At 69.6% G+C, this 22,457-nt stretch carries 23 protein-coding genes; 17 read left to right on the forward strand and 6 right to left on the reverse strand.

The genetic code is table 11. The features are described 5' to 3' along the window. Nucleotides 1–32: 32 nt before the first annotated feature. Genes sp36 through IEY82_RS15550 form a run of 4 tightly spaced genes read left to right on the forward strand, consistent with a single transcriptional unit; the run spans nt 33 to nt 2,302 of the window. The gene (gene sp36 / locus IEY82_RS15535) at nt 33–188 is read left to right on the forward strand and encodes a Sp36 family protein (protein WP_165959776.1); all 156 of its coding nucleotides are present in this window, start codon (nt 33–35) and stop codon (nt 186–188) included. Next, nucleotides 185–646 (forward strand): RidA family protein, encoded by a 462-nt coding sequence (locus IEY82_RS15540; protein ID WP_189124831.1) that lies wholly within the window; start codon nt 185–187, stop codon nt 644–646. Before sp36 ends, IEY82_RS15540 begins: the two co-directional genes overlap by 4 nt. A gap of 58 nt (nt 647–704) precedes the next feature. Then, nucleotides 705–1,514, forward strand: coding sequence for an NUDIX hydrolase (locus tag IEY82_RS15545; RefSeq protein WP_189125048.1), 810 nt, complete (start codon nt 705–707; stop codon nt 1,512–1,514). Continuing rightward, nucleotides 1,511–2,302, forward strand: a complete 792-nt coding sequence (locus tag IEY82_RS15550) for an MBL fold metallo-hydrolase (RefSeq protein WP_189124832.1) — start codon at nt 1,511–1,513, stop codon at nt 2,300–2,302. Before IEY82_RS15545 ends, IEY82_RS15550 begins: the two co-directional genes overlap by 4 nt. On the opposite strand, the gene IEY82_RS15555 is transcribed toward IEY82_RS15550, so the two are convergent. Further along, nucleotides 2,284–2,964, reverse strand: a complete 681-nt coding sequence (locus tag IEY82_RS15555) for a Crp/Fnr family transcriptional regulator (RefSeq protein WP_229697594.1) — start codon at nt 2,962–2,964, stop codon at nt 2,284–2,286. The two genes, IEY82_RS15550 and IEY82_RS15555, sit on opposite strands and share 19 nt — an antisense overlap. Before the next feature lie 56 nt (nt 2,965–3,020). Here IEY82_RS15555 and nth point away from each other — a divergent pair, with 56 nt between their 5' ends. Both nth and IEY82_RS15565 read left to right on the forward strand, forming a co-directional pair. Beyond that, the gene (gene nth / locus IEY82_RS15560; RefSeq protein WP_189124834.1) at nt 3,021–3,728 is read left to right on the forward strand and encodes an endonuclease III; all 708 of its coding nucleotides are present in this window, start codon (nt 3,021–3,023) and stop codon (nt 3,726–3,728) included. A gap of 37 nt (nt 3,729–3,765) precedes the next feature. Next, nucleotides 3,766–4,413, forward strand: a complete 648-nt coding sequence (locus IEY82_RS15565) for an NUDIX hydrolase (RefSeq protein ID WP_189124835.1) — start codon at nt 3,766–3,768, stop codon at nt 4,411–4,413. Here IEY82_RS15565 and IEY82_RS15570 read toward each other — a convergent pair. Next, on the reverse strand, nt 4,390–4,908 hold the full coding sequence (locus tag IEY82_RS15570) for a HEAT repeat domain-containing protein (protein ID WP_189124836.1): 519 nt from the start codon (nt 4,906–4,908) through the stop codon (nt 4,390–4,392). The two genes, IEY82_RS15565 and IEY82_RS15570, sit on opposite strands and share 24 nt — an antisense overlap. Before the next feature lie 82 nt (nt 4,909–4,990). Between IEY82_RS15570 and IEY82_RS15575 the strand changes: the two genes are divergently transcribed. Beyond that, complete coding sequence (locus tag IEY82_RS15575) at nt 4,991–6,181, forward strand: MarP family serine protease (RefSeq protein WP_189124837.1); 1,191 nt, start codon at nt 4,991–4,993, stop codon at nt 6,179–6,181. Here IEY82_RS15575 and IEY82_RS15580 read toward each other — a convergent pair. The 4 genes from IEY82_RS15580 to acs all read right to left on the reverse strand — a co-directional run bounded on the left by IEY82_RS15580 (nt 6,178) and on the right by acs (nt 10,247). Further along, nucleotides 6,178–6,621, reverse strand: coding sequence for a DUF309 domain-containing protein (locus tag IEY82_RS15580; protein ID WP_189124838.1), 444 nt, complete (start codon nt 6,619–6,621; stop codon nt 6,178–6,180). The two genes, IEY82_RS15575 and IEY82_RS15580, sit on opposite strands and share 4 nt — an antisense overlap. Continuing rightward, the gene (locus IEY82_RS15585) at nt 6,618–7,538 is read right to left on the reverse strand and encodes an alpha/beta fold hydrolase (protein WP_189124839.1); all 921 of its coding nucleotides are present in this window, start codon (nt 7,536–7,538) and stop codon (nt 6,618–6,620) included. The genes IEY82_RS15580 and IEY82_RS15585 overlap by 4 nt, the downstream gene beginning before the upstream one ends. Continuing rightward, the gene (locus IEY82_RS15590) at nt 7,528–7,968 is read right to left on the reverse strand and encodes a phage holin family protein (protein WP_189124840.1); all 441 of its coding nucleotides are present in this window, start codon (nt 7,966–7,968) and stop codon (nt 7,528–7,530) included. Before IEY82_RS15590 ends, IEY82_RS15585 begins: the two co-directional genes overlap by 11 nt. A 305-nt stretch (nt 7,969–8,273) precedes the next feature. After that, the gene (gene acs / locus IEY82_RS15595) at nt 8,274–10,247 is read right to left on the reverse strand and encodes an acetate--CoA ligase (protein ID WP_189124841.1); all 1,974 of its coding nucleotides are present in this window, start codon (nt 10,245–10,247) and stop codon (nt 8,274–8,276) included. A gap of 294 nt (nt 10,248–10,541) precedes the next feature. Here acs and IEY82_RS15600 point away from each other — a divergent pair, with 294 nt between their 5' ends. The 10 genes from IEY82_RS15600 to IEY82_RS15645 all read left to right on the forward strand — a co-directional run. Beyond that, nucleotides 10,542–11,321, forward strand: coding sequence for a Fic family protein (locus tag IEY82_RS15600; RefSeq protein WP_189124842.1), 780 nt, complete (start codon nt 10,542–10,544; stop codon nt 11,319–11,321). Nucleotides 11,322–12,142: 821 nt separating this feature from the next. After that, a complete protein-coding gene (ssd, locus tag IEY82_RS15605; RefSeq protein WP_189124843.1) occupies nt 12,143–13,183 on the forward strand; it encodes a septum site-determining protein Ssd in 1,041 nt (346 codons plus the stop codon). Between the two features lie 62 nt (nt 13,184–13,245). Next, the gene (locus tag IEY82_RS15610; RefSeq protein WP_189125049.1) at nt 13,246–14,400 is read left to right on the forward strand and encodes a TadA family conjugal transfer-associated ATPase; all 1,155 of its coding nucleotides are present in this window, start codon (nt 13,246–13,248) and stop codon (nt 14,398–14,400) included. 453 nt (nt 14,401–14,853) lie between these two features. After that, nucleotides 14,854–15,564, forward strand: a complete 711-nt coding sequence (locus tag IEY82_RS15615; RefSeq protein ID WP_189124844.1) for a type II secretion system F family protein — start codon at nt 14,854–14,856, stop codon at nt 15,562–15,564. Between the two features lie 930 nt (nt 15,565–16,494). Continuing rightward, complete coding sequence (locus tag IEY82_RS15620; RefSeq protein ID WP_189124845.1) at nt 16,495–17,136, forward strand: type II secretion system F family protein; 642 nt, start codon at nt 16,495–16,497, stop codon at nt 17,134–17,136. Between the two features lie 385 nt (nt 17,137–17,521). Continuing rightward, complete coding sequence (locus tag IEY82_RS15625; RefSeq protein WP_189125050.1) at nt 17,522–17,689, forward strand: DUF4244 domain-containing protein; 168 nt, start codon at nt 17,522–17,524, stop codon at nt 17,687–17,689. A gap of 91 nt (nt 17,690–17,780) precedes the next feature. Beyond that, nucleotides 17,781–18,098 (forward strand): TadE family type IV pilus minor pilin, encoded by a 318-nt coding sequence (locus tag IEY82_RS15630; RefSeq protein ID WP_225262856.1) that lies wholly within the window; start codon nt 17,781–17,783, stop codon nt 18,096–18,098. A 299-nt stretch (nt 18,099–18,397) separates the two neighbouring features. Next, complete coding sequence (locus tag IEY82_RS15635) at nt 18,398–18,796, forward strand: Rv3654c family TadE-like protein (RefSeq protein WP_225262855.1); 399 nt, start codon at nt 18,398–18,400, stop codon at nt 18,794–18,796. Nucleotides 18,797–19,349: 553 nt separating this feature from the next. Then, nucleotides 19,350–20,714 (forward strand): hypothetical protein, encoded by a 1,365-nt coding sequence (locus IEY82_RS15640; protein ID WP_189124847.1) that lies wholly within the window; start codon nt 19,350–19,352, stop codon nt 20,712–20,714. A gap of 1,051 nt (nt 20,715–21,765) precedes the next feature. Continuing rightward, a partial coding sequence (locus tag IEY82_RS15645) for a hypothetical protein (protein ID WP_189124848.1) occupies nt 21,766–22,457 on the forward strand: 692 nt, incomplete at its 3' end.

Raw genomic sequence — 22,457 nt, forward strand, 5'->3', positions numbered from 1 at the left:
GCCTTGACATAGCTCACACTACGCTGATCCCCATGAAGAAATGGGAGTACCTCACGGCACCCGTGCTCATCCACAACACAAAAATGATCTTGGATAATTTCGGCGCCGACGGCTGGGAGCTGGTCCAGATCCTGCAGGGCGCCACGCCCGAGCAGCTGGTCGCCTACTTCAAGAGGGAGAAGCAGTGACTCCGGAGGAGAAGCTGGCCGAGCTGGGCCTGACCCTGCCGGCGGTGGTCGCGCCGCTCGCCGCGTACGTGCCCGTCGTCCGCACCGGTGACCTCGTCTACACCTCGGGGCAGCTCCCGATGGTCGACGGCAAGCTGCCCCTGACCGGCAAGCTGGGCGCCGAGGTGAGCGCCGACGAGGGCAAGGAGATGGCCCGTCTCTGCGCGCTCAACGCCCTGGCCGCGCTCAAGTCGGAGGTCGGCGACCTCGCCGCCGTCAAGCGCGTCGTCAAGGCCGTCGTCTTCGTGGCCAGCGCGCCGGGCTTCACCCAGCAGCCGCAGGTGGCCAACGGGGCCAGCGAGTTCCTGGTCGAGGTGCTCGGCTCAGTGGTGGGCTCGCACGCCCGCAGCGCCGTCGGCGTGGCGGTCCTCCCGCTCGACGCTCCGGTGGAAGTGGAGCTAGTCGCCGAAGTGGGCTGAGTGCCGGATATGTCACCATGACCGAGTGATGTTCTAGAAGGAGGTCATTGTGACTGGTCTGTCGCTCCCAGACGAGCTCGCCGCACGGGCCCGGGACATAATCGCCGGACGCGTCCAACCGGTCCCCGCTCGGGACTCCGCCACCGTGGCGGTCCTGCGCGAGGGGCCGCCTGGCGGCGGCGCCCAGGTCTACCTGCTCAGGCGCAAGTCCACGATGGCCTTCGCGGCGGGCGCGTACGTCTTCCCGGGCGGCTCGGTGGACCCGCGCGACAGCGACAACGCCGTCGCCTGGGCCGGGCCGTCGCCGGCGGAGTGGGGCCGGACCCTGGCCGCCGACGAGCGGGTGGCGCGCGGGCTGGTCTGCGCGGCCGTGCGCGAGACCTTCGAGGAGTCCGGCGTGCTGCTGGCCGGTCCCGGCCCCGACTCCGTCGTCGCGGACACCACCGGAGACGACTGGGAGGCCGACCGGCTGGCGCTCATCGATCGCAGCCTGGCCTTCGCCGACTTCCTCGCCAAGCGCGGCCTCGTGCTCCGCTCCGACCTGCTCAAGGCCTGGGCCCACTGGATCACCCCGGAGGTCGAGCGGAAGAGGTTCGACACCCGGTTCTTCGTCGCCGTGCTCCCCGAGGGGCAACGCACCCGTGACGTGGGCGGCGAGGCCGATCAGGTCGTCTGGCAGCGGCCGGCGGAGGCGATCGAGCTGGCGCGCCAGGGCTCCATCTTCCTGATGCCGCCGACGCACCAGACCCTGACCGAGCTGACGGCGTACGACAGCGTGGGGGCGGTGCTGGCCGCGGAGCGCGAGATCGTCACGATCCTGCCGCAGGTGCTGGAGATCGACGGCGAGTGGCGGCTGGTGACCTCATGAGCGGTCTGCACATCCCTCTGGGCGGCCCCGACGGATCCCGTACGACCCATGCCGAGAACCTGCTGGCGCCCAACCCGTCGCCCATGACGCTCGACGGCACCAACACGTGGATCATCGGCGACCGGGAGACCGTCGTCATCGACCCGGGCCCCGACGACGAGCGCCACCTGCGCAGGGTCGCCGACCACCTGGGTGAGCGCCGGGTCACCGGGATCCTGCTCACCCACGGCCACCACGACCACAGCGGCGGCGCCAGGCGGTTCGCCGAACTGGTCGGGGCGCCGGTGCGGGCGCTCGATCCGAGGCACCGGCTGGGCGAGGAGGGGCTGGGCGAGGGCGACGTCGTGACCGCGGGCGGCGTCGAGATCCACGTGTACGGCACGCCGGGCCACTCGTTCGACTCGCTCTGCTTCTGGCTGCCCGCGGACCGGGCCATGCTCACCGGCGACACCGTGCTCGGCAGGGGCACCACCGTGATCGCGTCCGACGGCGGCGACCTGGGCGACTACCTGCGCACTCTCGACCGGCTGAGGGCCGTCGCGGAGAGCCTGGAGGCGGAGGCCCTGCTGCCCGGGCACGGCCCGGTGCTGCCGGACCCGATCGGCGCGCTGGACGGCTACATCGCCCACCGCCGCGAACGGCTCGACCAGATCAGGGCCGCCCAGCGGCAGGGCGCGCGGACGCCCCGAGAGGTCGTCGAGATCGTCTACGCCGACGTCGACAGGTCGCTCTGGCCCTTCGCCGAGATGTCGGTGCGGGCCCAGCTCGACTATCTCGAACGGTTGTAGAGCCGGTCCATGTCGAGGATGACCACGGCCTTGGCCTCGATGCGCAGCCAGCCACGTTGCGCGAAGTCGGCCAGGGCCTTGTTGACCGTCTCGCGCGAGGCGCCCACCAGCTGGGCCAGCTCCTCCTGAGTGAGGTCGTGATGGACCCGGGTGCCCTCGTCGGTCTTGCTGCCGAACCGCTCGGCCAGGTCGAGCAGCTGCTTGGCCACCCGGCCGGGCACGTCCGTGAAGACCAGGTCGGCCAGCACGTCGTTGGTGCGGCGCAGCCGCTGGGCGAGCGCCCGCAGCAGGTGGAGCGCCACCTCGGGGCGGCCGGTGAGCCAGGGTCGCAGGTCGTCGTGGCCGAGCCCGGCCAGCCGCACGTCGGTCAGCGCCGTCGCGGTGGCGGTGCGGGGCCTGGGGTCGAACAACGACAGCTCGCCGAACATCTCGCTCGGACCGAGGACGCTGAGGAGGTTTTCGCGACCGTCCGGAGACTGGCGGGACAGTTTGATCTTGCCTTCGAGCACGACGTAGAGCCGGTCTCCGGTCTCGTTCTCGTGGAAGAGCGTCTGTCCCTTCGACAGCTGGACTTCGGTGATGCTCGTCCGCAGCGCCGCGGCGCTCTCGCGGTCGAGCGCGGCGAACAGGGGGGCCTTGCCCAGCACATCTTCGGTGTTCACTCTGCCTCCTCTGCTGCCATTGTGGCTCACCCCACCCCAGGCGGCCCACATAGGCTATGGGAATGCCCACTGAGTCAAGACTCGCCCTTGTGCGGCGTGCTCGCCGGATGAACCGCATTTTGGCGGAAACCTATCCCGATGCTCATTGCGAGCTTGACTTCGGCAGCCCCCTTGAGCTGCTGGTCGCCACCATCCTCTCGGCGCAGTGTACGGACAAACGGGTCAATATGGTGACTCCTACCCTCTTCGCCAAGTACCCCACCGTGTCCGACTATGCGGCGGCAGACCGAGCCGAGATGGAAGAGATCATCCGGTCCACCGGCTTCTTTCGCGCCAAGACCAACAGCATCATCGGCATGGCGCAGGCCGTCTGCGACCGCTACGGCGGTGTGGTGCCCGCCAAGCTGAAAGACCTGGTCACCCTCCCCGGCGTGGGCCGCAAGACCGCCAACGTGGTGCTCGGCAACGCGTTCGACGTCCCCGGCCTCACCGTCGACACCCACTTCCAGCGGCTGGTCCGCCGCTTCGGCTGGACCGACGAGACCGACCCGGTCAAGATCGAGCACCTCGTGGGAGAGCTGATCCCCAAACGCGAATGGACGGTCTTCTCCCACCGGGTGATCTGGCACGGCCGCCGCATCTGCCACGCCCGCCGGCCCGCCTGCGGCGTCTGTCCCCTGGCCACCCTCTGCCCCTCCTACGGCACCGGCCCGACGAGCGCCGACGAGGCCCGCAAGCTCGTAAGATCGGGTCCTTTCTCCTGACGGGAAGTCCCGGAAGGCCTGGCGTGTTGGAGATGGCGTGACGGTGGTCCCTGACTGGCTCGACAGACTGGCGGCGCGAGCCGTACATTTCCCCGTTCCCCGGAGCCTGCGCCCGCCCGCCGAGGGCGGCAGACGGGCGGCGGTGCTCATGCTCTTCGGCGAAGGGCCGCTCGGCCCCGACGTGCTGCTCATCCAGCGCAGCACGCTCGGCCGCAGGCACGCCGGTCAGCCGGCCTTCCCCGGCGGCGGCATCGACCCCGACGACGGCGGCCCCGTCGAGGCGGCCCTGCGCGAGGCCGAGGAGGAGACCGGGCTCGACCCGCGCGGCGTGCGCGTCCTCTGCACGATGCCCGAGCTCTACGTCAGCCGCAGCGACAACCGGGTCACCCCGGTCGTCGGCTGGTGGCACCTGCCGTCCGCCGTGCACGCGGCGTCGCCCGACGAGGTCGACTCCGTCGAGCGGGTGCCGATCGCCGAGCTGGTCGATCCGGGCAACCGGTTCACCCTGCGCCACCAGGCCGGGTTCATGGGGCCGGCCTTCCGGGTTCGCGGCATGCTCGTGTGGGGGTTCACCGCGATGGTGCTCGACCGGGTCATGCGCGAGGGCGGGCTGGAGCGGCCCTGGGACCCGGCGCGGGTGGAGCCGTTGCCGCCGGACGTGCTAAAACTCGCCACCCGTGGTTAGCGCCACACCGAGCGAGGCCCAGCCGGCCACGTCGGCGTCGCCGTCGGCCGCCAACCGGCGCAGGGCGTCCAGGCCGGCCCGGTCGGGCGGGTTGCCCAGCACGTGCTGGAGCGCGTAGGCGGCGCCGTACCTCACCCGGGCGTCCTCATGGGCGGCCAGGTCGATCACGGAGGGCAGCGACCGAGGGTCGGCCAGATGGCCGAACGCGATGAGCACCGCGTAGAGCACCATGGCGTCCTCCTCGCTGGCCGCCAGATAGCGCAGCACGGGCAGCGCGCGGTCCACGAACCTGCCGAGCATGCCCATGATGTCGATCCCGAGCATGCGCTCGCCGACGTCGTCCGACGCGCACAGCCGTCGGGCCTCGATGAACGACTCCATGTCGCCGCGCCGCCGCAGCTCGGAGATCACCTCCCAGCGCAGCGGACCGTCGGGATCAGGATCGCCCAGAGCCACCTCGACGAGGCAGCGCACTGTTCCCTCGGTAGGCGACATAGGGCTCAAGGTAGTCATCGGTGAAACGCCGTCATGGACGAAGACGTGCACGCTTGACCGTATCGCTGGTTACCTTTGAACCGTGCGCGGTGATCTGCTTGACCTCATATTGATCGGCCTCGTGATCGCCTTCGGCGTCTCGGGTTACCGGCAGGGCTTCATCATCGGCGTCATGAGCTTCGTGGGTTTCGTGGGCGGGGCGGTGCTCGGCGTCTTCATCGCGCCGCCGATCTCCAAGGCCGTCGTCGACGGTGACACCCCCCAGGCCCTGCTCGCCATCGTGATCGTCTTCCTGGCCGCCACGATCGGCCAGTTCGCCTCCTCGACCATCGGCGCCGTCGTACGCAGCCATGTGACGTGGGAGCCCGCCAAGGTCGCCGACGCGGTCGGCGGCACGTTCGCCAGCGCGCTGTCGGTGCTCGTGATCGCCTGGCTGATCGGGTCGCTGATCGTCTCGACCTCGTTCGCACCGCTCGTCGAGCAGGTGAAGAACTCCATGCTGCTGACCACGGTCGACGACGCCATCCCGCAGGCCGCGCGCAACTGGCAGCAGCCGTTCAAGAAGTTCATCGACCGCTCGGAGTTCCCCCCGGTCTTCGACGCCATCGGCGCCGACCGGCTGGTCGACGTGCCGCCCGCGCCGCGCAGCGTGCTGCAGGGCGCCAAGCTCGGGCGCGCCCAGCGGGCCATCGTCAAGGTGCAGGGCAACGCCGAGAGCTGCAACAAGCACATCGAGGGCACCGGCTTCGTCTACGCCAAGGACCGCATCATGACCAACGCGCACGTGGTCGCCGGCGTCACGCGCGACCTGCAGGTCATCGACTCCACCAACAAACGCCACAACGCCACGGTGGTGCGCTACAACCCGCAGCGTGACATCGCCGTCCTGTACGTTCCCGGGCTCGGCCTGCCGCAGCTGACCTTCAAGAACGACGGCGGCAAGGGCGACAACGCGATCATCGCCGGGTTCCCCAAGGGCCACGGCTTCACCGCCGAGCCGGCCCGCATCCGCAGCCGGCTCGAAGCCCAGGGCCCCGACATCTACCGCAGCACCAACGTCGAGCGCCAGGTCTACTCGATCCGCGGCAAGGTGCTGCCCGGCAACTCCGGCGGCCCGCTGCTCACGGTCGACGGCCAGGTCTACGGCGTGATCTTCGCCGCCGCGGTCAGCCAGGAGGAGACCGGCTACGTGCTCACCGCCGCCGAGGTCAAGCCCGACGCCGACCAGGGCCGCGACGACACCACCCCGGCGGGCACGCAGGACTGCGACTAGCCGGGCAGCGCGGCCAGGATCAGCGCGATGGCCTGGTCGGGGTCGCTGTCGTCGCTCAGGCCGGAGGCCGCCCGGCCCACCTCGTCGTACGGCAGGCCGTACCCCTGCACGCGGGCCGCGCCGCGACCGAAGAGGGTGAGGGCCCCGCGCCCGTTGCCGCGCTGCAGGTGGGTGAGGCCGACGCAGATCTGCGCGAGCCCCTGCCACAGCTCGCGTTCGTCGTCGGGCGCGCACTTCCAGCGGCCCTCGAACACCTCGTGCGCGTTGAACGGCAGGCCCGAGGCGAGGAAGCGGCGGCCGTCGGCCAGCGCCTGCTCGGTGGTGGGGGCGTAGTCGTCGGGCACCCGCTCCACCCCTGGCGCGCCGTGAGGCAGCGGCCTGCCGAAGGCGTCGCGGGGCCGGGCGCTGCGCGGCCTGCCGTCGGGGTCGCGGTCTCTCATCGGTCAGGCTCCGGATCGGACAGCCAGCCGATCAGCTCCGTGTCGAACATCCCGGCCACCTCCTCATGCGGATAGTGTCCTGCCCCTTCCATCAGCCTCCACTGGTAGGGGGCGGCGACGTAGCGGCTCGAACCCTGCGCGGTGCGCGGCAGCACGCGGCGGTCGAGCGCGCCGTGCAGTTGCAGGGTCGGCGCCTCGATCTCGGTGCGCATGGCTCGGGCGTAGCGCCGGCCGTCGGGCCGGAGCTGCGAGCGGCCGAACCAGCGGTGGTACTCGAGCGCGCAGTGGGCCACGGCCGGGATGCGGAACGCCTCGCGATAGGTGCGGGCCGTCTCCTGGTCGGGCCAGCCGGGGACGGACCACCGGTCGAGCAGCCGGCCGACCAGTGACGCGCCGTCGCGCGTGAGCCGGTGCTCGGGCAGCAGCGGCAGTTGGTAGCCCAGCGCGTGCGCGCTCGCCCTTAACTGGCCGAACGGGTCGGTGAACAGCGCGTTGCGCAGCCGCAGAGGGTGCGCCGCCGAGACTGTCACCAGGCGGTAGACGCTCTTCGGTTCGAGCACCGCCATCGTCCAGGCCAGCAGGCCGCCCCAGTCGTGGCCGACCACGATCGCCCCGGTCTCGCCGAGCGCCCGGATCAGGCCGGTCGCGTCGCCCGCCAGCGTGGGCAGGTCGTAGCCGCGTGGCGGCTTGTCGCTGCCGCCATAGCCGCGCAGGTCGACCGCCACCGCCCGGTAGCCGGCCGCCGGGAGTGACGCGAGCTGGTGGCGCCAGGTCCACCAGAACTGCGGGAACCCGTGCAGCAACAGCACCAGCGGGCCCTCGCCGGCCTCGACCACGTGGAAGCGGGTGCCGCCCGCGTGCACCTGCCGGTGCTGCCAGGGGCCCTCGATCTGGACGACCGACTCGTCAGGCGCCATCTCGGCTCACCGGCTCGCGATGCAGACCGACCTGTCCGGCCGTCGGCTCCTCCGGCGTGGCGATCTCCTTGAGGTCCCTGATCGACTGGGTGGTGCGCCTCATGCCCGACAGCCCCTTGAGCCGGCGGATCCCGACGAACACGAGCAGGCCCGCGACCAGCAGGTAGAAGACCGTCACGATGAGGAAGGACGCCCAGGTGGGCAGCCACTGCTCCAGCACGTAGGCGATGGTGAACGAGGCCAGGATCAGGCACAGGTGCGCCATGAAGGCGGCCGCGGCGAACAACCCACCGGCCGTGCCGACCCGCTTGGCGTCGAACCTGAACTCGGCCTTGGCCAGCTCGATCTCGGAGCGGACCAGGGTCGAGATGTGGCTGCTCGCCTGGGCGACCAGTGAGCCCAGGGATTCTTCCTCGGGAGTCTGCGGCATGAACGTCTCCTATCGAGGCCTGGTGGCCGTGTCAAACATCATCCAGTTCATCGCGCCCCTTGCGTACCCGTACGGAAGTCGGCGACGCCCCTACCTCGGACGGTCTCGCCGGGCCTGGTCGTACGGCTTGTCAGGCGCCCCCGGATACGCCGGGGAACAGGCGTGGATCCCCGGCATCCCTTCCACACCTACCCGATCGACGAAGATACCGCCGTGAGGGGAGGAGTGCGCTTTTGCCCTGCCCCTACGCGAACAGACCGCTTGTCCCGAAATTTCGGGACAAGCGGTCTGTCGGTGCCCGGAGGTCAGTCCTCCGACTTGGCGCTCGGCAGCTTCTCCGAGATGAGGTTCATCACCGTGCTGTCGGCCAGCGTGGTCACGTCGCCGATGCTGCGGTTCTCCGCCACGTCGCGCAGCAGCCGCCGCATGATCTTGCCCGAGCGGGTCTTGGGCAGCTCGGGCACGATCAGGATCTGGCGCGGCTTGGCGATCGGGCCGAGCGTCTTGGCCACGTGGGCGCGCAGCTCGGTGGCGATGTCGTCGCCCTCCTCGGCCGAGCCGCGCAGGATCACGAACGACACGATGGCCTGGCCGGTCACCGGGTCGGGGGCCCCCACGACGGCCGCCTCGGCCACCTTCGGATGGCTCACCAGCGCGCTCTCCACCTCGGTGGTGGAGATGTTGTGGCCGGAGACGAGCATGACGTCGTCGACGCGGCCGAGCAGCCACAGGTCGCCGTCCTCGTCCTTCTTGGCGCCGTCGCCGGGGAAGTACATCCCCTCGAACCTGCTCCAGTAGGTGTCGATGTAGCGCTGGTCGTCGCCCCAGATCGTGCGGAGCATGGCCGGCCACGGGTCGCGGATCACCAGGAAGCCGCCGCCGCCGTCGGGGACGCTGTTGCCCTGGTCGTCGACCACGTCGGCGCTGATGCCGGGCAGCGGGCGCATCGCGGCGCCCGGCTTGCCGTGCGTGATGCCGGGGAGCGGGCTGATCATGATGGCGCCGGTCTCGGTCTGCCACCAGGTGTCGACGACGGGGCACCGGTCGCCGCCGATGTTGTGGCGGTACCAGACGTACGCCTCGGGGTTGATCGGCTCCCCGACCGAGCCGAGGACGCGCAGGCTGGACATGTCGAACTTGGCGGGGATGTCGTCGCCCCACTTCATGAACGTCCGGATCGCCGTGGGAGCGGTGTAGAGGATGCTGACCTTGTACTTCTGCACGATCTCCCAGAACCGGCCCCGGTGCGGGGTGTCGGGAGTGCCCTCGTAGATGACGCTCGTCGCGCCGTTGGCCAGCGGGCCGTACACGATGTAGGAGTGCCCGGTCACCCAGCCGATGTCGGCCGTGCACCAGTAGATGTCGGTTTCGGGCTTGAGGTCGAAGACCGCGTCGTGCGTCCAGGCCGTCTGGGTCAGGTAGCCGCCGGTGGTGTGCAGGATGCCCTTCGGCCGGCCGGTCGTGCCGCTGGTGTAGAGGATGTAGAGCGGGTGCTCGGCGTCGTGCGGCTCGGGGGTGTGCTGGTCGCTCTGGCGGTCGACCAGGTCGTGCCACCAGATGTCCTTGTCGCTGACGGCCACGTCCTGGCCCGTCCTCCGTACGACGAGGACGTTGCGCACCTGCGGACACTGGGCCACGGCCTCGTCCACGGTCGGCTTGAGCGCGCTCGGCGCGCCGCGACGGTAGCCGCCGTCGGCGGTGATGACCAGCTTGGCGTCGGCGTCGTCGATGCGGTTCTGCAGCGCGGTCGCCGAGAACCCGCCGAACACCACCGAGTGGATCGCTCCGATGCGGGCGCAGGCCAGCATGGAGATCGGCAGCTCGGGGATCATCGGCAGGTAGATCGCGACGCGGTCGCCCTCGCCGACGCCCAGCTCGCGCAGCGCGTTGGCCGCCTTGCAGACCTCGCGCTGGAGGTCGGCGTAGGTGAGCGTGCGGGTGTCGCCCTCGGGCTCGCCCTCCCAGTGGTAGGCGATCTTGTCGCCGCGGCCCGCCTCGACGTGGCGGTCCACGCAGTTGTACGCGACGTTCAGCTCGCCGCCGACGAACCACTTGGCGAACGGGGGGTTCCACTCCAGGGTGGTGTCCCACCGTCTGGCCCAGGTCAGCCGGTCGGCGGCGCCCTCCCAGAACGCGAGGCGGTCGGCGGCCGCCTCGGCATAGGCCGCCTCTGTCACGTTCGCGGCCGCCGCCAGCTCGGCCGGGGGTGCGAAGCGACGGTTCTCCTGCAGCAGGTTGGACAGGGCCTGCGGCTCGGTGCCAGGGGTTTCCGGGGCCACGTCGTGCTCCTCCTATGGCCAGATTACGTAGGTCATGTCCCACTCCACCAGCTCACGACCTCCCCACACAAGAGGTCTAGACAGGTCTGTACCGTCGGATGATCTGGTTGGCGCGCTTATCGGATCACGTGACAAACGCTATTCAACTGTTGTCCGTTCGAAATGGAACTAACCTGGAACGCGCCAATTCCCGTGCTTCTCGAAGAGGCGGGCGACGGTTTATGGGCCCCCGGCGACCCCGGCCGCCGGACGCGGTGGAGGGCGGAGCCGTACCCGCAGGTAAGGTCGGGATCCGTGAGTGACCCATTGGCAGTGATCGCGCGGCTCCCCGGCGTCTCGGAGGCGGTGGAGGAGGCCAGGCAGGCCGTCGACAGGCTCTACCGCCACCGCGTACTACGCCGCGCCAGCCCTGCGGTCTCCACCGAGTCGTCCCTGCGGGGCGCCCGCGCGTCGGCCGCGCTCGAGGGCGCCGACGTTCCGCTCGACGCCCTGCGCCGTGACGAGGTGCACGATCCGGTCGTGCAGGGCGCGCTGCGCGCCTCGGCCGAGATGGGCCGTCTCGGCTCCACCTGGCGAAAGGCCCCCCGGCAGGTGCTCGCCCGGCTGCACACGGTCGCCGCCGCCGGCCTGACCGACGAGCCCGCGCTGGGCCGTCCCCGCGTCCACGACGACGCCCCCGACCCGCTCGGGCTGGGCGCCGCGCCAAGCGCCGCCGAGACGGCGGCGCGGATGGACAGCCTGCTGGAGCTGCTCGAGAAGCCGACGAAGGCGCCCGCGATCGTGCTGGCCGCCGTCGTCCATGCCGAGCTCGCCGTGCTGCGTCCCTTCGGTACGGCCGACGGCGTGGTCGCGCGCACGGCCGAGCGGCTCACGCTGGTCGAACACGGCCTCGATCCCAAGTCGCTGGTCGCCGTCGAGGTGGGGCATCTGGAGCTGCCGTACGCCGATGGCCTGCGCGCCTACCTCACGGGGAGCTCTGAGGGCGTGGCCGGGTGGATCCGGCAGTGCGCGTCGGCGGTGACCCTCGGCGTGCGCGAGACGACGGCGATCTGCGAGGCGCTGCAGCGGGGCTGAGGGGGCGCGGGGGACATAGCGGACGGCGTCTCGCTGATGAGACGCCGTCTCGCCGGTACACCACACCGGGTTACCAAGCGTGCACCTGAATTCGTCGGAGCGGGTCAAGCCCGTCTCGACGCGCCTCCCGCGGCTGGTCGCGCGTGGGTACCCGGTTGATGCACCCGGACAACTCGTCCGTAGCCCCTTTCTACGACGGATGCACCCTGATGGGAACCCCCGGGAACAAGACCTTTGCCAATACGGGGACCTGAGGGCTCGGGCGCGGCGCATACCGGCGCCTGGCGGCGTGGTTACCAACCTGTGATGATTACGCAGGGTGAGCGTCTTTATGTGATCGTTATGGGATGACGAAAAAAACTTGGCGAAAATACGAGATTGCTCCTCGACGAAACTCGAGTTGATCGGGCAGCATACGGTGGTATCACCTGAAACTGGAGCGACTGCGCATCGGATTGGTTTCCAGATCTCTTGCCATGCTCTGGTCAAGTGATGAAAGCTTTCTTCTGAAACGGGACCGGCTCTACCCCCCCGGAGCCGGACCGATCAGGCGACCCCCGCTCTCCCCCCCGGCGGGGGTCGCCCTATTTCTCCCATCAGCCTCGGCCTGGTCCGGGGCGATGCCCGTCCAGGGGCCGGGTGCTTGGTCCCCTTCGGACGGTCGGCCACGTCCTCGTCCGCGATCCGGGATTCTCCTTCGGGTGAGCCTCGTCCACAGGCCAGGTCCGGCTCCGTCGTTCTGTCCACAGAACTCCGTTCGGCTCCTCGGCGCCATCCGGCCCGGAGCATGGTTGGCCTCCCCGACGACAGGGAGGCCCCCGATGAACCGTCCACTGGTCATCACCGAGGATCGCGAGCTGCTCGACGACCTCGTCCGCACAGCCGCCGCAGCCGGAGCCCAGCTCGACGTGGCACACGTTCCGGCCCACGCCCGCCCCTACTGGAATCTCGCGCCGCTGGTGGTGATCGGCAGCGATCTGGCCGACGCGGTGGCCGCCACGGCGCCGCCTGCCCGCGAGCGGGTGCTGCTGGCGACCCGCGATTCGGAGGACCACGACACCTGGCGGCGCTGCGTCGCGGTCGGCGCCCAGGCCGTCGTGAGTCTCCCCGACGGTGAGCGCCGCCTGATGGAGGAGTTCGCCGACGCCATGGAGCCCGAGCCTCGGTCCGGCGCCGTGCTGTGCGTGATCGGCGGCCGGGGAGGTGTGGGAGCCAGCGTGCTTTCGTCCTGCCTCGCCCTCCGCGCCTCCCACGACCACCTGCGCACCCTGCTGATCGACGCCGATCCGCTGGGCGGCGGCATCGACGCCCTGCTCGGCCATGAGGAGGCCGCCGGTGCCCGGTGGGCCGACCTCGTCGCCCGTGAGGGGCGGGTCAGCTCGACGGCGCTCCGCGAGGCCCTGCCTGCCTTCGGTGATCTCGCGGTGCTCTCCTTCCACCGGGGCGATGTGCGCCCCATTCCCGCCCAGGCCATGCGCTCGGTCCTCGAAGCCGGCCACCGCGGGTTCGACCTCGTCGTGGTCGACCTGCCCCGCTACCTCGACTCCGCCGCGACCGAGGCGCTCGGCCGGGCGACCGGCACCGTCCTCGTGGCCACCGCCGACGTACGAGGCGTTCTGGCCGCCGCCCAGGTGCTGGCCGAAACCGCTCGCCACACCTCCGACATCCGCGCGGTCATCCGGCCGGGCGTGCTCGACGAAGCCGTCGTGGCGTCCTCACTGGGCGTCCCCGTGGTCGGCCAGCTGCCCGACCAGCCGCGCCTCACCGCCACGCTCAACCGGGGCGAGCTGCCGAAGCTGGGCCCGCGCACCGCGCTCGGCACCCTGTGCACCTCCCTCCTGCGCGATCTGCTGCCGTCGTGACCTCGGTCAACGCCGGACCTCCGGCCCACCCGCCTGCCGCCTCGCACGGTCGCCCGGAGCAGGTGAGCGTCTCGCCGGAGCTGGTCGAAGCCGTACGCGTGCGGCTCGCCCGGGCCGGCGTCGAGCCCAGCGCCGCGCAGGTGGCCGTCGCGCTGCGGGCGGAGAAGTCCGTCTACGGTGACGCCGAGATCCTCGCGGTCGCCAGGGCCCTGTGCGCCGACCTGATCGGGGCGGGCCCGCTTGAGCCACTGCTGGCCGCGCCTGACGTCACCGATGTCCTGGTCAACGGCCCGAGAGACGTGTGGGTCGACGACGGTCAGGGGCTCCGGCGCACCCCGGTGACCTTCACCGACGAGGCCGCCGTACGCAGGTTGGCTCAGCGGCTGGCCGCGGCGGCGGGCAGGCGGCTGGACGACGCCTCGCCCTACGTGGACGCCAGGCTGGCCGGAGGCGTGCGCCTGCACGCCGTCCTGCCGCCGATCGCGTCGGGCGGCACCTGCGTCTCGCTCCGGCTGCCGCCGAGGCGCACGTTCACCCTGCCGGACCTGGTGGCGGCCGGCACCGTCACGCCCGAGGCGGCCCGGATCCTGACCTCGATGGTGTCGGCCCGGCTGGCCTTCCTCGTCACCGGCGGCACGGGCACGGGCAAGACGACACTGCTCTCGGCGTTGCTGTCGCTCGCCGGGCCCGGCGAACGGCTCCTCCTCGTCGAGGACTCCGCCGAGCTCCGGCCTCTTCACCCCCACGTGGTCCGCCTGGAGTCGAGACCGGCCAACCTGGAGGGCGCGGGCGGGGTGGGCCTGCGCGATCTGGTCCGTCAGGCTCTGCGGATGCGGCCCGACCGGGTGGTGGTCGGCGAGGTCCGAGGGGCCGAGGTGGTCGAGTTGCTGAGCGCCCTCAACACGGGCCATGAGGGAGGCTGTGGCACCCTGCACGCCAACGCGGCGGCCGACGTGCCGCCCCGGCTGGAGGCGCTCGGCTGTGCGGCAGGGCTGAGCCGCGAAGCCGTGCACAGTCAACTCGCCGCCGCCCTCGACGTGGTGGTCCACCTGACCCGCGGCCGTTCGGACGGTCGTCGCCGCGTCGCCGAGATATGCCTCCTGTCGCGGACCGGCGCGGGCTTCGTGGAAGCCGTCCCTGCCCTGGCCGTCGATGCCCATGGCCGCACTCACCTCGGCCCCGGCCACAGCCTCCTCACCAGCCGGATCTCGCCGTGAGTCCGCCCGTCCGCCGGGCCGGCGCCGATCTCGATCGTGCGAGGTGCCGCCCTGAGGGCGCCGTCGTGGTGCGCGATGGCGACCCAGGTCCACAGCGTGATCGCGCGGTGGGCTCTTGACATCCTCCCGGCTCTGAAGAACCGGGATTCCGACCGTCGCCGGTCGGGCTTCCTGCTTCACCGCCGGTCGCCCGCCCGAGAGAGGACTCTCGTTGAGGTCTTACACCGGCTCCACAGGCGTTTCACCTCTCCGCAAGCCCTGCGGCGAGGATGTTGCCGATCGTTCATCCGGCGGCTTGGTTCTCGCCACCGTCGAACACACCACCGAACCGTCCGGTGTCGCGCGGCGTTTCGACGGCGATCCGCCTGGCGGCCAATCGCCTGCCCCTGCCCTGCTCCGCAGGAGTCCGATCCCTCTCCCGCCTGAAGGTGGGGCTCTCGTCGGAGGTTCCCAATGACGGCGGCACTTCTGGCCGCGATGTCCACAGCCGCGGCCGTATGGCTGTGGACAGGCCCCGATCTCGCGATGGCTCGCCTGCGGGTGCTGACCTCGGCCGAGCGCGCATGGCCCTGGCCGTCGTTGCGCCGATACGTCGTGCGTCCCAACCCCACGCGACGAGCCGACGCGTGGCGCCGCGCCACGATCGAGCTGTGCCAGTCCCTGGCCGCCGAGCTCACGGCGGGCCGCACTCCTGGAGAGGCGCTGACCCGAGCGGTCGCCGCGGTCGACTTCCCCGATCCCGAGACCCTGCGTCCGCTGGTGGCGGCGGCCAAAGACGGCGGTGACGTGTCCGCGGCCCTGAGAGCCGTCGCGCCCGCCCAGGGCGGCGAGGGGCTGTGCCGACTGGCCGCGTCCTGGGACATCGGGGTGACCGCGGGCGCGGGTCTGTCCGCCCTCGTCGAACGGATCGGCCGCACGTTACGAGCCGCTCAGGCCCACCGCCAGGACGTCGCAGCGCAACTGGCCGGCCCTCGCGCCACCGCCCGGATGCTGGCCGCTCTTCCGGCTCTCGGGCTCCTCATGGCCGGAGCGCTGGGCATGCGCCCGCTCCACTTCCTGTGTGGCAGCCTGCCCGGCTTCGCCTGCCTGGTAGCGGGTCTCGCCCTCGACGCGTGCGGCCTGTGGTGGACACACCGCATGGCCCTACACGCCCAAGCCTCCTGAACTGTGCCCGTAGGGGTTTTCGTGCTCGCACGGTCACTCAACGGCTATTAGTCATGACTCTTAGTTGCATGTCCGGGCTCTACTTGGTCATCCCACTCCAAGGCACTCTTGCCTGGGGGCGCTAAGCGGTCGCTGTGAGCGCCTATCGGGCGGCCCCACCGTGCGTCAGCCGGAACCATCGGCAGTGTGTTGCTGCCGGTCAGCGGCGTGGGCCTGGCGAGCGCTGCCGCTTTCGTCACGCACCACGAATGACCGGTCCGTACCACCTAGACCGCACCGTGTCCGCATCCCGCACGGTTGCCGTCCCCGGCTGCGCGGCTAGCCGGGGCGGCTCCCCAAGCGGCATGCACCTCCTCAAGCGGCAAGGGCTCCCCGGCAGGCACCGCCCCAAGCGGCAAGTGGCTTATAAAACGGCATGCGACTCGCCGAACGGCAAGGAGCGCCATACGGCAGGAGCGTTCCGTGGCGGATGCGGCTCCCAGCCGGTCGTGGTCCGCGGCCGGGAAAGACAGAGGACGGAACCTGACAATGCTCGAACTGCTCTCGGCCCTCTGCGTCGCCCTGGCCGTGTGGCTGTGCGTGCCGCCGACGAACCAGGCGGACCGCCTGGCCCGCCTGCGCCCTCCGCCTACCCGCGCCAAGCCGACGCTCCGCACCGCGGAGACGACACGATTCTCCCCGCGTGCGCCTGCTCCGGCTCTCTCGGCCGGAGCCGTGGACCCGCGACACTCGCGGGCAACGACTTCGCCATGGCGAACATTTCAAGCGAGATCCGCCCCCGGTGACCCGTTCAGGAGGCTTACGGCAGAACCTGCGGCTTTACCCCAGGTGCGCGGTATCAAAGCGGAAGCCTCTGTCGTCAGGGCCGCGATCGGCGTCGAAGAAGCTTGGCCCTTGAGTCATCCGGATACGAGTGAAGGTGGGGTGGTCATGCCCGGCTGGCTCCACTCCGGTGGCAAGGGGCCGAGGCGGCTTGACCGCCGGACGGTAGTCGGCTCAGCCATCGCAGGACTCCTCTCCGGCCTGCTGGTCGGTGGGATGACGGGGATCGTGGCCGGCCTGCTGATCGCTCCGGTAGTGGGTGTGATCCTGCACAGGAGAGAAGATCCCGCCGATCGGCAAACCCGAAGTCGGATCATCACTGACCTCCCGTTCGCCGCCGACCTGATGGCCGCCTGCCTCCTTGCGGGTCAGCCGATCAGCTCGGCGATCGAATCCGCCGCGTCCGCTGTGGAAGGCCCCCTGGGAGAGCGCCTCTCCTGGGTGAGCAGTCAACTCCGTCTGGGGGCGGATCCCGAACCCACCTGGGCGTATCTCGCTCGTGACTCGGCAATGGGCGGCCTGGCCAGAGCGATGACCCGTGCGACCCAAAGCGGGGCCCCCGTGGCGGATGTCCTCATCCGTCTCGCCGACGACACCCGAGACGCCGCCCATGCCGCTTCGGTGGCCGCCGCTCGAAGCGTCGCCGTCAAGGCGGTGGCACCTCTCGGGCTGTGCTTCCTGCCGGCCTTCGTGCTGGTCGGGATCATCCCCGTCATAGCGGGCCTCGCCGCCACCATCGTCCTCCCATAGCCGTCACCTCCGCGACCCTCCATGGCGGTCGGTCAGTTCTGCCGTTTCCCATGGCGGTCACCTTGGCGGTCTTCCCTCGGCGCGCTTGATGACAGCCGGCGCGGCCTCGGCGCCTGCATCAGTCAGTCGAGCCTGTCCACAGCCTGTGTTCCATGCCTCGGGGTTATCCACAGAACGTGACTCGGCTGCCCGGCGTATGGCCGGGTTCAGGGACGCTAAGGCCCGCCAGGCCGGACAAGACCCCGGCGAACAAGCACCTGGAGGCATGATGCGTGTTGTCGCAACCACCCCGGATGAGCCGAGCACGACCCCGGAAACGCCATGGACCTCCGCATCAACAGCTTTGATCGACCGCTGTCGACGCTGGTGGGTCTCCAGGCCGTCCATGGCCACGGCGGCGTACAGGGAGCGTGGCATGTCCACAGCCGAATACGCGGTGGGCACCATAGCGGCCTGTGCCTTCGCAGCCCTGCTCTTCAAGGTGGTCAGCAGTCCTGAGGTGCAGGAGATGCTCTCATCACTGATCGATCGCGCGCTGAAGACGGGCGGATGACGAAAGGAAGCCTTCTGCCGTGAGGGATGTGGTGACGCCCACGGCGATGGCGATTCCACGGGGCAGGAAGTGGTCGGCGTGTCGAGGCTCGGTGACGGCTGAGACGGCCGCGATGCTGCCTGCGCTCACGATCGTGCTGGCCGCGGCGCTATGGGCGATCCAAGCCGTTGGGGTGCAGCTCGAATGCGTGGACGCGGCCCGTGCGGCGGCGCGGGCGGCTGCCAGAGGTGAGTCCCTGGACCGGGTCGGTGATCTCGCACGTTCGGTGACCCGCCCGGGAGCACAGGTGACCGTGAGCCGTGACAGGGAGCACACGACGGTGAACGTCTCGGTGGAGGTACGGCCCTCCTGGGGCTCGTCACTTCCGGCGGTCCAGGTGTCAGCCACCGCGGTGGCCAACACCGAATGATCGACTGTCATATCGGCGCTCAGTTGTGTTCGCTCAAAGAGCGTGCTGTCGCACTGGTCCAAACGGCTCATGTGTAGATCGAACCCACCGTCGCGCAGAATCCCCCTGAGGGTTCGTGCTTCAGATATCTGCCCACGTGATGCGTGCTGTCGTAACCCGTAACGTCATCAGGCAAACGATGTGTCTCCTGTGAGTAGGCGGGCCGTGGGTGGCCGCATTGGCATACAAGATGTGCCCTCTGGAAACCGGCATCGCGTTCTTTGCTCCGCCGGTCGCAGCATCGTCAAGAAAGGTGGACAATGTCCGGCGCGCGTAGAGATCGCGGTTCCGCGACGCTGTGGGGAGTGGCGTTCATGGGGTTGCTGATGGCGGTCGCCATGGGGGTGGCCACGGTGGGCGTCGCGCGCGTCGCTCGCCATCGCGTGAACAATGCCGCCGATCTGAGTGCGTTGGCCGCCGCCAGGCTGGTGGTAGTCGATCCTGACGGAGCTTGCGGGAAGGCGGCGGCCGTGGCCCTAGGAAACGGCGTTGACCTGGCCGAATGCACGATCAGTGACGAGGTGGTGGATGTCCGGACGTCACTCGCGATCACCTTGCCGGTCGTGGGCTCCCGCGCTCTGACCGGTAGGGCGCGGGCTGGTCCGGAACGGGTGGACCCAGGGGCGCCAGGGGTGATCGATCAGGTCGAGCTCGACTGACGCGATGCGACCCGTCCAGGCGCAGGCGTGCGATGAGACGGCAGACACCCAGCTGGCCCGGGTCGAGGTGAAATGGTGTCACGGTCCAAATGGAGCGCGTCGGCCCAGTGTCGAGATGCCGAGACAGTCGTTCGCTTCCGTGCTTGGGCTGGTGAACGGCCTTGATCGGTGTTGGATGAGAAGCGGTTCTTTCGGGGCGAAATGGCAGATTAAGGCTGGTCAAAAGGCTGGGGCTTATGAGGTAAGTGGTGCTAGGTCGCAATCGAATCACGAGTTCTTGGACGTGGTGTCCAAGAGCTGAATATCTCACATAAGGTTCCGCTTACCTCGGTTCCATACCGACTACGACGGATTCTGGTAGCTCCAGGATTAAGTCGCCAGGGGATGCGTCCGAGGGAGCGGTTGATGATCGTGGTCGGCCGGTGGATCGCACTTCCGGTCGCCGCGTGAGCGCCTCGGGCGGTCGCGCGGCCCGAGGCTCTCGATGGAGGGACGCGTCGTGACGGTGGTTGGCAGAGTTGTGGCCGCGGCAGTGGTCGTGGCAGGAGCCACCGTGTTCGGTGGATCCGCTCAGGCGGCCGTGGTGACGGGACACGCCGGAGCCGCCGGGCAGATCACGTCGCCGGCCGACGGGCAGGTGGTGTCGAGCGGGTCTGTGCTGGTCTCCGCACGCACCGGCGTGATCCAGCTGAAAATGGGCCTGTACGTCGAGGGGACCTCCACGGGCCGGCAGCAGGTCGCGAGCGGTGGGGCGAACCAGACGATCTCCGGGACCTTCGACGCGGACAGTGCTCCCAACGGCACCTTCTCCGTGATCCTCAAGGGAGAGATCACCGGCAGGACCTACGCGACGAGCACCTTCAAGTTGAGGAGACCGGCGGCGGCACCGAGTAACGTCGACGCCGCCCTCCAGGGCACCAAGAAGATCCAGGTGACCTGGACCAAGGGCACAGAGCCGGACCTGCAGTCCTACGAGGTGTCCACCAGCCAGTCCGGTGTGGTCGGCAGAATGCCCGCCGACAGCGCGTGCTCGGGTTCCTCGTGCAGGGCGGTGCTGGCTGTGCCTGCCAAGGCCGTGGGACACCGTGTCGGGTTCACGGTCAAGGCGTTCAGGAGTGACGGTGACGGCGGAGTGGTGGGGTCGGGGAGTTCGGGTGCCGCGTATGTGATGGTTCCGGCCTCGAAGGCCGTGCAGCCGGTGAAGAGTGCGAGGCCCAAGAGTGAGGACACCACTCGGGGTTCTGAGGCGTTGCCGACGTTGCCGGCCAAGAAGCAGGAGAAGGTCGTTGCCACGCCGACCCGTAAGCAGACGGCGCCGGCCAGTGATGACAAGCTGCCTGCGATGCCGGATGCCGACCGGCAGGGCAATCTTCCGATCCCGACTGCCGAGACCGACACGGGCAGCAGTGACAGCCTCACTCCCGAAGGCGTGAAACCCGACACCGAGGCGGCGCCGATCGCCACCCACGTGACGGCCCAGTCAGCGGAGTCGCCACTCGGGGCCCTGGGACAGTACGGCCTCTACATCGCGGGCGGCATCGTTCTTTTATTGGCCGCCGCCCACATCGGAGCATGGGCCCGCCGCCGTGCCCTGGCCGCCGAGACGGCCGCCGGTCCCTCCATCGTCGCCGACGCGCCGTCCGGTGACGGACCTGCTCGGATGAGGGGCGACAGTATCCGGCCTACCGCGACGACTGCACGCCGTCCCGCCGTCGTCCTGGCGATTGCCAAGTCTTCTGATCCGCTGGCGCCCCGCGCAGTCCACACCGAAGATCGCTGGGACGACTACCTCCCTCCGTCGCCCAGGTCGATGGAGGACAGCGGGTTCTGGGAACGTCCCACCGGTAAGGCGATCGAATTATGGGACGCCGATCGAGGAGGACAACCCCTACGCGGTTACCAAGGCGGCGAAAGCTGAACGATCTGGGGTCGCAGACAACCGAGGTGACTGAGTTCGCGGCAAGGTCCGCGGTAGACCTGGACGAGTAAGCCTGCGGCGGGCAGGTAGCCGTTGGCCGTGGCGAGCGCATAGCGGTGGAGATACTGGTCACGGAGCGTGGGCAGACGTCGTCGGGGTAGGGATCGGGGCTCCGCGACGCTGTGGGGGATGGCATTCGGCGCTGGTGATGGCGGTCGCCATGGGCGTGGCCACAGCGGGTTCCGTCTCGTCGCCCGCCATCGAGTGAACGGCGCGGCCGATCTCGGTGCGCAGGCCGCCGCGAGGTCCGGCGATCGTCGATCCCGGGAGCCTGCGGCCTAGCGGCCGTGGCCTTGAAGGATGGCGAAGGATGGCGTTGAGCTGGCCGAATGCAGGATCGCCGATGGGTCGTCGATTCATACACCACGTCCGTGGACGTGACCCTGGACCTCACCGGTGATCACATTGCCGGTGCTCGGAGCGCGCGTTGTGACCGGAAGGGCGTGCAGGTCCTGGAGACATCGGCTCCAGCGCGCAGAAGGCGGCATCAGTTAGGGACGAAGGCGGTTGAATCGGCTGTCCCAGGGCGGAGACAGCGCGGCGCGAGGGTGGTGCGCCGGCAGCCGGAGGGTCATCTTGCCGAGGCGGAGCGGGGTATCGGCTCACTTCGGGCCGTGTGGAGACGTTGGTTCGAGGTCGATCCACTCGTGTGACTAGGCACCTTGATCGTTCGATTGAAAAGTGATTCCATCTGGGGCTAAACGTGATTTTGGTCAGGCAAGTGGCTTGTGGGGTACATGGTGTTGGATCGCGATCAAATCACTGGTCCTTGGACATGAAGTCCAAGAGCTGGGTATCTCACATAAAGTTCCGCTCCTCTTCGGGCCCGTGTCGATCGGCACCGCATTCCGGGAAATCCGGAACCGAGTCTTCAAGGTGCGTCCGAGAGACGCTTGCTGATCGTGTTCTGTCGGCAGACTGCGCTTCCGGCCGTCGCCTGAGCGTGCCAGGGCGGTCAGGTGGCGCGAGGCTCTCGTTGGAGGGACGCGTCGTGGCGGCGGTTGGCAGAGTTGTGGTTGCGGCGATCGTCGTGGCCGGGGTCATCGTGGTTGGCGGATCCGCGCAGGCTGTCGTGATGGCGGATCGGACGAGCGCTGACGGCCAGATCACGTCGCCCCCTGAAGGCCAGGTCGTCTCGGGCGCCTCCGTGCTGGTTTCCGCGCGGACCGATGCGCTTCAGTTCAGGATGGCCCTGTACGTGGAGGGTCCCTCCACCAGTCGGTTGATCGCCCGTGGCGACAACAACCAGACGCTCTCCGGGACCTTCGACGCGGGCAGGTCTCCCAACGGGACCTACACGGTGGCTCTCAAGGGAGAGATGGCCGGCAGGGTCCACACGACGAGTACGTTCAGGTTGAGGAGGCCGGCGGCGTCGCCGAGCAATGTGAAGGCGGTGCTTCAGGGCGCGAAGAGGATTCAGGTGACCTGGAGCAAGGGCGTTGAGCCGGATCTCCATTCGTATGTGATTTCCGCCACTCAGTCCGGTATGGCAGACAGGGTGGCGGCCGGCAGCGCGTGCTCGGGTTCCTCGTGCAGGGCGGTGCTGGCTGTGCCTGCCAAGGCTGCGGGCCGTCGGGTGGGGTTCACGGTCAAGGCGTTCAGGAGTGACGGTGACGGCGGAGTGGTGGGGTCGGGGAGTTCGGGTGCCGCGTATGTGATGGTTCCGGCCTCGAAGGCCGTGCA

The organism is Nonomuraea cavernae (assembly GCF_014646355.1).
Taxonomy (GTDB): domain Bacteria; phylum Actinomycetota; class Actinomycetes; order Streptosporangiales; family Streptosporangiaceae; genus Nonomuraea; species Nonomuraea cavernae.